At 68.6% G+C, this 13,341-nt stretch carries 6 protein-coding genes; 2 read left to right on the top strand and 4 right to left on the bottom strand.

Features of this window, described 5'->3' with window-relative positions; all coding sequences use genetic code 11:
* Positions 1-446 precede the first annotated feature (446 nt).
* Positions 447-4,604, top strand: a complete 4,158-nt coding sequence (locus AMK22_RS00220) for a LamG-like jellyroll fold domain-containing protein (RefSeq protein ID WP_079185869.1) — start codon at positions 447-449, stop codon at positions 4,602-4,604.
* A 65-nt stretch (positions 4,605-4,669) separates the two neighbouring features.
* Here AMK22_RS00220 and car read toward each other — a convergent pair whose 3' ends face one another.
* The 3 genes from car to AMK22_RS00235 all read right to left on the bottom strand — a co-directional run bounded on the left by car (position 4,670) and on the right by AMK22_RS00235 (position 10,489).
* Complete coding sequence (car, locus tag AMK22_RS41705) at positions 4,670-8,068, bottom strand: carboxylic acid reductase (RefSeq protein ID WP_073781137.1); 3,399 nt, start codon at positions 8,066-8,068, stop codon at positions 4,670-4,672.
* A gap of 226 nt (positions 8,069-8,294) precedes the next feature.
* Positions 8,295-9,494: a cytochrome P450 gene (locus tag AMK22_RS00230; RefSeq protein ID WP_073781138.1), complete on the bottom strand. Its 1,200-nt coding sequence runs from the start codon at positions 9,492-9,494 to the stop codon at positions 8,295-8,297.
* A 221-nt stretch (positions 9,495-9,715) separates the two neighbouring features.
* The gene (locus tag AMK22_RS00235; protein WP_073781139.1) at positions 9,716-10,489 is read right to left on the bottom strand and encodes an SDR family oxidoreductase; all 774 of its coding nucleotides are present in this window, start codon (positions 10,487-10,489) and stop codon (positions 9,716-9,718) included.
* A 632-nt stretch (positions 10,490-11,121) separates the two neighbouring features.
* On the opposite strand from AMK22_RS00235, the gene AMK22_RS00240 reads away from it, so the two are divergent.
* Positions 11,122-12,210 carry an NADH:flavin oxidoreductase gene (locus AMK22_RS00240; protein WP_073781140.1) on the top strand — a complete coding sequence of 363 codons (1,089 nt, stop codon included), beginning with the start codon at positions 11,122-11,124 and terminating at the stop codon, positions 12,208-12,210.
* Positions 12,211-12,325: 115 nt separating this feature from the next.
* Here AMK22_RS00240 and AMK22_RS00245 read toward each other — a convergent pair whose 3' ends face one another.
* Positions 12,326-13,255: a LysR family transcriptional regulator gene (locus AMK22_RS00245; protein WP_073781141.1), complete on the bottom strand. Its 930-nt coding sequence runs from the start codon at positions 13,253-13,255 to the stop codon at positions 12,326-12,328.
* Between the last annotated feature and the right edge of the window lie 86 nt (positions 13,256-13,341).

Consider the following 13,341-nt stretch of genomic DNA (forward strand, 5'->3'; position numbering starts at 1 on the left):
AACGTGCCGCACACGCCGCTCACGCGAGCAGCGGCACTTCCACGACACCCACGGCCGACACATCGCCATGACGAGACGTCATGTCTTACTTTTCGGCAGATTGACCCACTATTGGCAGAGCGACTCAGCAACCTCACGCGCAGGCGTCGAGCTGGAGTCGATACCGGAAACGCGGGTGACGCGTCATCAGCCCATCTGTTCAACCTCGACCGAGCGTGCCTGGTGACGGCACGTTTCGGACCACATGCCGACCTTGACCCACACCCCAACAGCGGGTTGACTCTTCGCGTTTATGTGCTTCCTGTGAGGTTGGGGTGGGATTGGTGAACAAGGTGCGAGTGCACCGTGGTACTCATGCGTGGAGATGGGCGGTGGGACGGCGCTGGGTCGAGCCGATGGTCCTCGCCTCCGCGCTGGCGGTCGCGCTGACGGTCAGTCTTGTGCCGATGGCGCTGCCCGCGTCGGCACAGCAGGTACCCGCTGTGCAGAGTAGTGACAACAGCCCTCCCGCAGCAGTGACGACTGACGAGGCCCTTTCCGAGGCGAGACGTTCCGGCAAGAGTGTCGAGATCACGTCGATGCGCGGGGAAAGCAGCGACGTGTACGCCACGCCCGATGGGAATCTGGAGGCACGGGAATACCTCCGGCCGGTCCGGGCTCGGGTGGGCGAGCAGTGGAAGCCGGTGGACACACAACTGGCGAAGGCATCGGACGGTTCAGTCGCTCCGCAGGTGACCACTGTCGGTCTGAAGTTCTCCGGAGGCGGCGACGCGCCGCTCGTTCAAATGACCAAGGCCGGTCGCGAGTTGGCGCTTTCGTGGCCCGATCCGCTCCCCGTCCCGCAGTTGGACGGCGCAACGGCAACCTACCGGAACGTACTGCCGGATGTGGATCTGCGCATGGGAGCACAGGAGGACGGCTTCACCCAGCTGCTGGTGGTCAAGTCGGCCGAGGCGGCAGCCAGCGAGGAACTGGCAGAAGTGCGGATGCAACTTGCCGCGGATGGCATGGATGTCCAGGCCACCACGCAGGGCGGGCTCCAGGCCATCGACCACGGAGCCAGGAGTGCCGTGTTCGAAGCCCCTCAGCCTGTGATGTGGGACTCCAGTCTCAGCGAGAACGGGGCGGCGTCCGCTGGCCAACCGCATTCGGCCCCTGCGGGAGCCGTGGCCGACGATGAACCCGCACCCGGTGACTCGGCCAAGCTCGCTCCGGTGGGCGTCGCCATTCCGGAGGGCGGCAAGGAGTTGGTTCTCACCCCGGACGCCGATGTTCTGAGGGGCAAGGACACCACGTATCCGGTGTTCATCGATCCGCAGTGGTACTCGCCCAGGGCATCGGCGTGGACGATGGCATCGAAGTACTGGGCGTCCTCGCCGCAATGGAAGTTCAATGGCAAGCCGGATGCCGGCATGGGGTACTGCAACTGGGCCTACTGTCAGCCGAACGATACCAAGCGGCTCTTCTACCGCATCCCCACCTCGAAGTTCGCCGGCAAGTCGATCCTGTCGGCAGAGTTCGTGGTCCGCAATGTGTGGTCGGCGTCCTGCAGCGCGCGCGAGGTGCAACTGTGGCGCACCAAGGACATCTCCTCGTCCACCACCTGGAACTCCCAGAATGCCAGCGGTTTCTGGATCGAGCAGCTCAAGAAGGCATCGTTCGCACACGGCTATGACGGCTGCGCCGCCAAGGACGCGGAGTTCGATGTGAAGTCCGCGGTCCAACAGGCCGCGAACGGCAAGTGGGCGAACATGACATTCGGGCTCCGGGCCTCCAGCGAAAGCGACGGCTACGCCTGGAAGCGCTTCTCGGACAAGGCGTTTCTTCGGGTGAAGTACAACCGCCCGCCCTCACAGATCAAGATGTCACAGCTGACCATGCAGTACGGCGGTACGTGCAAGAAGCCCGCCGGCGCACCGCGCGTACGCACTCTGGGGCAGATCCATGCGAACAGTGTGACCGACCCCGACGGTGACAACATCGCGGTGCAGTTCCAGGCCGACTGGGACTCGGGCGACGGAAAGGGCATGATCACCCGGTGGAAGCCGGCGCTGACGACGTACATGCCGTCGGGGTCGAACTTCTCGATCTCCCTCCCGTCCTCGGTACCGACAGGCAAGACCGTGCACTGGTATGCACGGTCGTACGACGGGGCGCAGTACTCGCCCTGGTCCTACGCCGGTGACGACCCCACCTCGTGCTACTTCGTCTACGACACCACGGTGCCGGCAGCCCCGGCGGTCTCATCCGGCGAGTATCCGGAGTCGGACCCGAGCGATCCGGAGGCTCCATGGTTCGACGGTGTGGGCAAATACGGCTCCTTCGAGTTGAAGGCTGCCGACAGCGATGTGACGAAGTACTGGTTCGGCGTCAACGGCGACCCCACGTCGAAGAACACCCTGACGACCTCTTCGGGTGCTGCGAGAATCACAAAGATCCTGCCGGCGAAACCCGGGCTGAATTTCGTCACCGCCCAGGCATTCGACCAGTCGGGCAATGGCTCGGAAGTTCGGACCTATTGGTTCCGGGTCAAGGCCGGGCAGCCCGAACGGGCCATGTGGCAGCTGGACGAGGAAGCCGGGGTGCCCGAGGCCCGGGGCAGCGCCGGTGCACGCGTCGCCACTCTGCACGGCGGAGCCGCCACGGGTGCGGCGGGCAAGAAGGGCACGGCCCTGCACCTCGACGGCACGAGCGGCTACGCGGCGACCGACATCCCGACGGTCAACACCTCCATCGGCTTCAGCGTGTCAGCCTGGGTGAAACTCGACAAGATGCCCACCAAGGCCGCCGTCATCGCAGCCCAGCCGGGCAACTACTCTCCTGGCTTCGAGTTGTACTACTCCCTGGCCTATGACCGGTGGGTATTCAACCAGTACACCTCCGACAGTCCGGGAGCCTCCATCGCCCGCGCCATGGCGCCGCAGGCCGGCGGCGTGACCGCGAACGAGTGGACCCATCTGGTGGGCGTCTACAGCGGAGGCGCGAAGGAGCTCCAGCTCTATGTCAACGGGGCCCTGGTCGGCTCCACGCCGTACACCACCGCGTGGGAAGCCCGCCGCGGTCTGCAGATCGGAGCCGGCAACCTCAACGGCACGGTCACGAGCTACTTCCCGGGCGCCATCGATGAGCTGCGCCTGTTCGACAAGCCCGTGAGCGCGACAGAGGTCGGTCATCTCTACCACGAGGAACCGATCGGCAACGGACGTACGGCCCGCGCCGTGTTCCCGATGGACGAGCCGGAGGCCGCCACCGAGGTCGTCGGGTACGCCGACACCCAGCCATTGAAACTCGAAGGCGGTGCCCGACTCGGCGCACCGGGTGTCGCGGGGCGCGCGCTTGCCCTGAACGGCACCGATGCCTACGCGCACACCACCGCGCCGCACTCCGACACCCAGCGTCCCTTCACGGTGTCGGCCTGGGCCAAACTCGACCGCATACCGGATCAGGCCGCCACGGTCGTCGCTCAACTGGGCAAGAACAGGCCGGGGTTCGAGCTGTACTACTCGAAGACGTACAACCGCTGGGGCTTCACCCAATACTCGGCCGATGTTCCGAACGCCACCCAGATCCGCGCCGTGCAGCCGGAGGGCACCACCGCACGGGTCGGAGAATGGGTGCATCTCGTCGGCGTTCACGATGCGGTGGCCCAGACTCTGACCTTGTACGTCAACGGAACCAAGGCCGCCGGCGTCGCGCAAACGAGTCCCTGGTACGCCGGTGGCAGGGTCCAGCTCGGCGCGCTGAGCGTCGACGGCGGCAACCTCATCCAGTACTTCCCCGGCCAGATCGACGACGTGCGACTCTACGACCGGCCGGTGTCGGACGACGAGGTGCGCCAGATGTTCCAGCAGCGTCCTCTGGTCAGCGCGCGTTGGAAGCTGGACACCGCCGACGCCGGATCCACATCACCGGACGACTCCGGGCAGGCAGCGCCCATGTCCCTGCAGGGCGGTGCTCAGATCGGTCTCGGGTACATGGACGGCGGGCTGGAGTTGAACGGCACGACCGGCTACGCGTCGACGCCGGCGGTGCCGGTCGACACGAGCTCCAGCTTCACCGTCACCGCATGGGCCCAGGCGGCCTCCGTACCCACCGCGAACGCCACAGTGGTGAGCGCGGAGGGTTCCGCACAGAGTCCCTTCTCCATCCGCTTCGTCCCGGACCCCAATGAGCCCGAAGGACTCGGAACATGGGAGATCTCGCTGCCCGACAAGGACGGCACCGACGCGGCGGTCCGGCGCATGGCCAACAGTGAATTCAGCTATGTCACGGACTGGACCCACCTGGCCCTGGTCTACGACGGGTTCGCCAGACAGGCCCGCCTGTACGTCAACGGTATCCTCCAGGAGGTCGCCTGCGGCGACGGCGACGCCAACGGCAGCACCTGCGAGGGTCTGATGGCCTGGGGCGACAACGTCCTGACCACGAAGGCCGCGAAATCCCTCCAGATCGGACGTACGAAGATCGGCGCCGTCGGAAGCGAGTACTTCCCCGGCTTGATCGACGACGTATGGGCCTTCCAGGGCGCCCTGAACGACAGCCAGGTCGAGCAAATGGCCGGCACGTGGTTCGACCTGCCCACCGAAGTCCCCGCCGGCAGCTGACGTCGCGGAGTGCGACCTCGCCCGTTGGCCGGTTCGCCGGGGCCCCGGCGAACCGGCCGACGAAATCAGCGGAGCAGGCCCAGGGCGCGCAGGTCGGTGACGTACTTGCGGATGAGGGCGGCCGACAGGTGGGGGATGTCCTTGTCGGGGCCGATCCCGGCGGACCGGACGGCGGCGTGGAAGCGTTCGGTCGGGAGTGCCGCACCGGGGGTGCCCTCGTCGGGGTGCGCGAAGGCGTGCAGCAGGGGCAGCAGCGAGTACTGGCGCTGCTTCTCCGGCAGGGCCCGCATCGCGGCCGTGATGCGGGCGAGCCATGTGTCGTAGTCGTCGATCCGCCGGATCGGGTGGCCGGACTCGATGAGCCAGTCGACGAAGGTGTCCAGCGAGATGCCGTCGTCGTGCGGGTTCAGCGCGTTGAAGGTGCGGTAGCCGTCGGTGGGCCGCGCGCCGAGTGCGCTGATCGCCTCGGCGGTGAAGTCGACCGGCAGGCCGTCGTAGTGCGCGCGGGTGCCGGTCCGGTGGAACGAGGCCGGCGCGATGCCGGTGGCAACCAGGCTGAGCAGCAGCCGGGTGAACACGTCGGGCACGTTCAGCTGCCCCCGGTACCTGCTGTGCGCGAGGATCATGTCCGACCGGAACGTGGTGACCGGCAGGCCGCACAGGTCGTGCGCCTCCCGGAGCAGGACCTCCCCTGCCCATTTGCTGGTGGCGTACCCGTTGGCGTAGCTCTGGTCGAGGCTCCGCACCGGGCTGGTGACGCGGATGTCGGCGTCCTCGTCGAGGGTCGCGGCCCCGGCCTGGACGGCGACGGTGGACACGTAGGTGAAGGGCTTGATCCGCGCGGTGAGCGCCAGCCGGATCAGTTCGGCCGTGCCGACGACGTTGGGTCCGAACAACTCCGTATAGGGCAGTACGTGGTTGACCAGGGCGGCCGGATGGACGATCCGGTCCACGGTGCTTGCCAGCCTGTCCCAGATGTCCTGGTCCAGGCCCAGACGCGGCTCGCCGATGTCGCCCGCGAGGACCTCCAGGGTTCCGTCGGCCAGCGACCGGTATCGCCGCAGCAGTTCGGCGTCGCCGCTGTCGAAGGCTCCCTCCAGCCGTTCCGCCGCCGCGGATGAGTCGCTGCCCCGTACGACGCAGATCAGCCGGCCGCCCGAGGGCGCCAGCCGCTCCAGCCATTCCAGGCACAGGAACCGGCCGAGGTAGCCGCCGGCGCCGGTCAGCAGGACGGTCCGCGCGGTGCCGTCGCAGCGGGGCAGCGCCGGGGCGGCGGCGAGCGTCGGCGCGTCGATGAAGGCGTCCAGAGTGAGATCACCCGCACGGACCTCGGAGCCGTTCTCGCCGTGCACCAGGGCGCATGTGGGGCGTTTCGTGCCGGACTCGCGTTCCGCCTCGATGTACCGCGCCACCCGCGCCAGGTCGTTGACGGGGCTGATCACCACCCCGACAGGAACCTCGACGTGGAAGATCTCCTTCATGAGCTGGGAGAAGGACAGGGCGGACAGGGAGTCCCCGCCCAGGTCGGTGAAGCGCGCGTCGGCACTGACGCCGGTGTCCGAACGGCCCAGCAGGGCCTGGGCCGCCCGGGCGACCGTTTCCGGCACCGGCTGGTCCGGCCCCGCCTGCCGCAGCTCGCGCAAGCGCTCGGCCTGCCCGTCGGCGAGTCGCGCGTACAGCCGCTCCAGGACCTCGCCGTACCGTTCCCTGAGCCTGGGGCGCAGCAGTTTGTGGCTCTCGGCGAGCAGGCCGTTCTCGGCGCTGAAGGGTTCGGTCTCGATCAGGAAGTCGCGCGGGATCTCGTACGGGTTGAGCTCCGCCTCCTTGGCGGCCTCCTGGAGCGATGCGCCGAGCAGCTCCTTGAGCGACTCGACGTCCCCGGCGGCCCTGGCCAGTGCGGCCGGTGTGGGCACCACCACCGCGAGCAGGTGGGCGCGCTCGCTGTTGCCGTACACGAAGATCTGCTGGACGAGGGGGCTGCCGACGAAGACGGTCTCCAGGCGGGAGACGGCCACGAACTCGCCCTGGGACAGTTTCAGCGTGTCCTTGGTGCGGTCGACGTGGACGAGCCGGTCGGGGCCGAGTTCGGCGAAGACGTCGCCGGTCCGGTAGTAGCCGTCCTCGTCGAAGACCGCGGCGGTGACATCGGGGCGCTTGTAGTACCCGGGAATGATGGATTCCGTCTTGAGCAGCAGTTCCCCGCGCGGGTGGGGCACATCGGTGCGGAAGTAGCCCAGTTCCGGGACGTCGACCAGCTTGTAGTCGATCACCGGCGGGCGCTGCACCACCGTGTCGAGCAGCACCCCGCCCGCTTCGGTGGAGCCGTATCCGGTGTACAGGTGGAGATCCAGGCAGGACTCGACGAAGGCGGCCACCTCGGCGGAGAGCGGGGCGGTCCCGCAGAACGCCTTGGTGACGCGCCCGCCCAGGAAGTTCTCGCGGAGATCGGTTCTGATCGCCGTCTCGATGTCGCCCGGCTCGCCCGCACGCCGGTCCAGTTCGCTCTGGTACTGCTGGAAGAGCATGTCGCACAGACGCGGGACCATGGTCAGTTCGGTGGGCCGGATCAGCGCGATGTCCTCGAACAGGGTGGACAGGTCGCTCCTGGCGGTGAAGTGGCCGACACCGCCCCTGACGAGCGAGCCCATGAGCGCGTAGCGGCCCGCGAGGTGGCTCTGCGGCATGTAGAGGATGCTCACGGGGAGCACGTCCGACGCTCCGTAGCTGAACCCGTACCACGCGGTGCCGACCAGCCGCTGTGTGTACATGGCTCCCTTGGGGGTCCCGGTGCTGCCGGAGGTGTAGATGAGCAGGGCCAGCGGGTCGTCGCCCCGATCGGCGGTGGACAGCGGGGCGGGTGGGAGCACAGTTCCCTTCGCGATCAGCGCGGCCAGCGTGTCCACGACCACCGGGCTGCCCGCTTCGGCGAGACGGCGCCGGGCGGCATCGAGGGCGTCGCGGTGGTCCGCCGCTTCGGCACGGTGGTCGAACACGATCAGGCGCTCGATCGAGGTGCCCCCGAGCAGGGCCTCGACGGCGATGCCGAGGCGCTCGGTGCTCGCCGCGAGGACGCGCGGCTCGGTCTCCGCGGTGATCGGCATCAGCTGGGACAGCGGCGCGCTGGACTGCAGGGGCACGGCGACGACACCCGCATGGATGCACGCGAGGTCGAGCGTGGCGTAGTCGGTGCTGGTGAAGCCCAGGGTGCAGATGCGGTCGCCCGCGCTCAGCGGGTGGCGCGGGTCGTGGTACCACGTGCCGGCGACCGCGCGGACGCGTGCCCACAGCTCGCGGTAGCTGATGGTGTCGAACCGCGGGAGCAGGCGCGCCGTCCCGGGTTCCCTGGCGCGTTCACCGAGGGCCGGGCGGTCCCCGTAGCCTTCCATGATGATCGCCATGACCTCGGCCAGTCCCTTGTCCGGATCGTGCGCCGCCGCGGCGATCGTCTCCAGTGGTTCGGCCATGACCGGCCCTCCCGTAGCATTCCTGTTGTGCCGGTGAGTGGTTCGTTCCGAACGACCGGGGCACCGGAACGGAACGCCCGATCCGAGCATCCGACGGCCCCTGACCCGGCCCTGGTCCCGGCCACGGCCCCGGCTCCAGCTCCAGCTCCAGCTCCAGCTCCAGCTCCAGCTCCAGCTCCAGCTCCAGCGGACCGTCCGAGGCCGCGGCCGCGCCGCCGGTGAGACCTCACCAGCTGACCGGCAGTGTCTCCGCCCCACGGATCAGACGCTCGGTCCGCCACGGCACCTTGTCGGCCGGTACCGCGAGGCGCAGACCGGGCAGGCGGGAGACGAGGGCTTCGAGAACGGTGCGCAGTTCCATCCTGGCCAGCTGCGCGCCGAGGCAGTGGTGCACGCCGTGCCCGAAGGTGACGTGCGGGACGCTCCCTCGGTGGAAGTCGATCTCACCGGGGCGGTCGAACACCTCGGGATCCCGGTTGGCCATGCCCAGTTCGGCGACCACCGCGTCACCGGCGCACACGGTCTGCCCGCCCAGCTCCACCTCCTCGGTGGCGATGCGGGTGAATCCTGCGGTGGCGCTGATCGGGACGATCCGGGAGAGTTCCTCGACGGCGTCGGGGATCAGCCCGGGATCGGCGACGAGTTCCCGCCAGAGATCGGGGTTGGTCAGCAGTGTGTAGACGAAGTTGCCGATCTGGTTGGCGGTGGCCTCCTGCCCGGCGGACAACAGGCTGACCCCGAGGCTGACCAGTTCCTCCTCGCGCAGCGGGTCCTCCTCCTCGGCCTGCGCGGTGACCAGTTCGCCGAGCAGGTCGCTGGTGGGGGCTGTGCGGCGGAGCGCGACCAGACCGGCGAGGTAGCCGTTGAGATGCTCGCGCGCCTGTGCCGACTGTTCCGGGTCGGACAGCATCAGCAGACCGTCCACCCAGACGTTGAACCGGTCGCGGTCGGCGACAGGCACGCCGAGCAGTTCGCAGATCACCGTGATCGGCAGCGGCCAGGTCAGCGCCTTGGTGAGGTCGGCGGGCGATCCTGCGGCGATCATGTTGTCGAGCAGGTCGTTCACGATCCGCCCGACGTACGGGCGCAGCGCCTCGACGCGTCGTACGGTGAACGCGTTGGCCACCCGGCGCCGCAGCCGGCTGTGCTCCGGCGGGTCCATGCTCAGCATGGAGGTGCTGGGCAGCCCGGCGGAGACCGTGCGGGGCACGTGGTCGCCCACGGCGGCGGCGCGGCTGAACCGGGAGTCGGCCAGCACCGTCTTGACGTCCGCGTGCCGTGTGACGAGCCAGGCGTCGCCGCCGAAGGGCAGGTTCACACGGAGTACCGGCTGTTCGCCGCTCAGCTCGGCCAGCTGCGGATCCACTTCGAGCCGGTCGACCGGACCGAACGGATAGGGCCGGGCCCCATCCCCTGTGGTGGTCATCGTGTCAGTCCTTCCAGTCCTGGCAGACGGTCACTCGTTCACAACGTGCACAACTGCTCACTGATGCGGCTGCGGTTCGTGTGCTGCCCGGACCGCCGGTCCGTCACCGCGGTCGGCGGGTCTGTCGGGCCTGCTGGGATTCTGTGTGCGGACCGCCCGTGCCGGACGTGCCGGGGACCGGTGCGCGGACCGCCGTGTCGGCGTCCGCACCGAGCCCCGGGTCACATGGCCGCGATCCGCCCGCCGTCGATGACGAGCGTGCTGCCGGTGATCCACGAGGCCCGGTCGGAGACCAGGAAGCCGACCGCTTCGGCGATGTCCTGCGACCGGCCGAGACGCCCCAACGGAATCTCGTCCGCCCATGACACCTCGTCGCTGCCGAGGTAGTCGACGATCTGCTCGCGCGCCTCGTCCGCCCCCGGTGTCGCCACGTTCCCGAGGGAGACGGCGACGACGCGGATGCCCTCCGGCGCCAACTCGGCCGCGAGCCCCTTGTTGTAGGTCTCGAGCGCGGATTTGGCGGCGGCGTAGTGCAGGATCATCGGGTAGGACGCGATTGTGGCGATGGAAGAGACGTGCAGGACGACCCCGCCTCCGCTCTCACGCATGGACGGCACGAGCGCGCGGTTGAGCCGGACGGCGGCAAGGAAGTTGATGTCCATCGTGTACTGCCAGTCGTTCTCGATCTCCAGCGCGCTCTGGAGGGCCCGGCAGCCTCCCGCGTTGTTGACGACGATGTCGACTCCGCCGAGGTCTTCCAGCGCGGCGTCCGCGAACTCGCGTACGCCGTCGGGGGTGCTGAGGTCCGCCCTGACGAACTTGGCTGCGGACGGGGTGTGTTCGGCCGAGCTGCGGGCCGAGGTGACGACGGTTGCGCCCGCGTCGAGCAGGTGCTGCACGATCGCGGCGCCGATGCCGCGGCTGCCTCCGGTGACCACGGCTCGCTTGCCTTCCAGCTCGTTGGAGACCTGCGCGGTAGAGCGACTTCGACTCACCCTTGGTTCCACCCCCTCGATTTCCTCGGAAACCCTGTGTCCGCGGCACGAATCGGCAACAGAAGCAATTTCTCGGGCTGCGATTCGGAATGAGAGATTTTGATCCGGCTGATCATGGCGGCGCGGAATCATCGGGACCACTATCGGCGATCTCATTGACACGGTCAAGATGATTATTTCGATGCGCTGGATCGCATCGTGCGATCCATCTCGGACGCCTGCGCCGGGTTGTTTCCACGCATGACATCGGGTGTCCGCCCGCCCGCTTCTCTCCGCCGCACCCGGGTGACGAGGACGCACCGACGGGCTCGGCTCCCCCTCACCGTTCTTCATGGTCGGCAATCAAGACATCGGCATGGCCGCCGCCAGGCGCGCACGAGGCGGCGCGTACGGGCCGCAAGGGCAAGGCACGAAGGGGATCCGCGCAGTCCGGTACGGGAAAGAAATGAGCCGCCGGAAGGTCCGCGCCGTCGCGGCCGTCTGGACGCCGCGATCCCGCATTGCGGATAATCGTGCGCCGCCGATGTGCGGCCGTCACGTTTCATACCGGCTGGAATTCTTTTGCCGTACCGAAAGAAAACGGCGCACAACGGATGGTGCGTACATGTGGTGCCGACAACTCGGGAGGAATAATGGCCAGCCTGGGCGAGCCGTTCGTCGTGGGTGATTTGACGGTCGCCAACCGGATCGTCATGGCCCCGATGACCAGAATGCTGTCACCCTGCGGCGTGCCGGGCCAGGACGTGGCGGAGTACTACGCCCGCCGCGCGGCCAACCAGGTCGGGCTGATCATCACCGAGGGCACCTACGTCGACCGCGCCGCCGCCGGCGCGTACGAGAACGTGCCCCACTTCTACGGCGAGCGGGCCCTCGACGGCTGGGCCCATGTGGTGCGAAAGGTGCACCGGGCCGGGGGCAGGATCGTTCCGCAGCTGTGGCACACCGGGGTCGTGCGCGCGGCGACCGAGCCGCCCGCCGAGGGCCCGTCCGGGCTCGGTCTGGACGGCGCCCCCGCCGGGAGGACCATGACCCAGCAGGACATCGACGACACCGTGGCCGCGTTCGCGCAGGCGGCCGTCGCCGCCGAGCGGCTCGGCTTCGACGGCGTCGAACTGCACGGCGCGCACGGCTACTTGATCGACGACTTCCTGTGGAGCGACACCAACCGGCGCACCGACCGCTACGGGGGCGACCCGGCCTCCCGCGCCCGTTTCGCCGCGGAGATCGTCCAGGCGGTCCGCGCGGCGGTCGGTCCGGGGTTCCCGGTCTTCTTCCGGCTCTCCCAGTGGAAGGTCAACCGGTACGACGCCCGGATCGCGGAGAATCCGGACGAGTTGGCGCAGCTGCTCGCTCCGCTGACCGACGCCGGTGTCGACGCGTTCCACGCCTCCACCCGCCGCTACTGGCAGCCCGAGTTCGACGGCAGCGGGCTCAACCTGGCCGGCTGGGTGCGCAAGCTCACCGGCAGGGCCACCATCACGGTCGGCTCCGTCGGCCTGGACCGGCAGTACGGCGAAGGCGAATTCGCCCAGGGTTACACCCGGCAGGCCGGACTGACCGGCATCGAGGAGCTGCTGGCCCGCCTGGAGCGCGACGAGTTCGACCTCGTCGCCGTGGGCAGGACGTTGTTGGCCAACCCGGACTGGGCGGCGAAGGCGCTCCGCGGAGAGCTGTCCCTGACCGTCCCCTACGACCCCGCCGTGCTCAGGACGCTAGTCTGACGACGGTCCCCGCGACGGGTGGGCCGCGCCGCCCGGGCCACGACGGCCCGCCGCGGTGCCCGCCCGTCGACGCGGCAGGGCGTGACGCGGCGGAGCGCGGCGAGGGCCTTCCGGGTCACGCCGGCGTACGCGCGGCGTAGCTGATCGCGACCGCCGATCTGAGGACGTCCAGGAAGGCTCTGCCGCGTCCGCTCATGATCAGGTCCGGCATCATGGCCACACCGAGGGACAGAGAAGGCAGGTCCCCGGCGATCTCGACCGCTCGGACCCTCCCGCCGTCCAAAGTCGTCATGTTCGGCGTGCGTTGGTACATCAACGCGAACCCGGAACCGGCGGCCACGAGCCCGCGCATCGTCTCAGGACTGGCTGTCGTCATCACACGCGGCATGGGAACACCGGCACCGGCGAACATCTTCTCGAAGTGCCGGAGCACGGTCGGGGCGTTCAGGGTGACGAGCGGTCGAGCGGCCAACTCGTCCAGGCCCATCGCGCCGGCCCGCCCCATCGGGTCGCCATCGGCCAGCAGGGCGTAGACGGGCAGGTCCACCAGGGGGTGGAACCTGGAGTCGCCCGAGAGGAAGTCATAGGTCACGGCCAGTTCGCAGCGACCGTCCTGCAGAAGACCCAACAGCCGGTCGGCGAATGCCTCGTGGGGGTTCAGTTGCAACTCCGCATGCCGCTCCCTGAGCATCCGATGGACCAGGGGAAGGAGGAACGGAGCGATCGAGAAGAAGAACCCGACATCGAGCCGGCCGGTGGTGTCACCCGCCAGGGCGTCGCCCCGGGCCTTCAGATTCCTCGCCTGGCCGAGCAGCGCGCGTGCCTCGCGCAGCAGGTGCCGACCGCTCGGCGTGAGGGTGACCCCGCGGGCATGATGGCGGAGAAGCAGTTGCACACCCAGTTGACGTTCCAGCCTCATCACGGCCGACGAGACCGTCGACTGCGACGCACACAGTTTCTCGGCCGCCTCCGATATGTTGCCGAGCTCGGCGGACACGACGAAATACCGTAATTGAGTGAGGCTGAAGCCCAGTCGGTCGTTCATCGCGCACGTCCGCAGGTGTGTCCCCGGTCTCCGGCCGTCCGGTTCTCGCGCCGCCGGACGCTGTTCGGCAGGACGCCCCGGATGTC

Origin of the sequence: Streptomyces sp. CB01580 (assembly GCF_001905795.1) — a bacterium.
GTDB lineage: Bacteria > Actinomycetota > Actinomycetes > Streptomycetales > Streptomycetaceae > Streptomyces.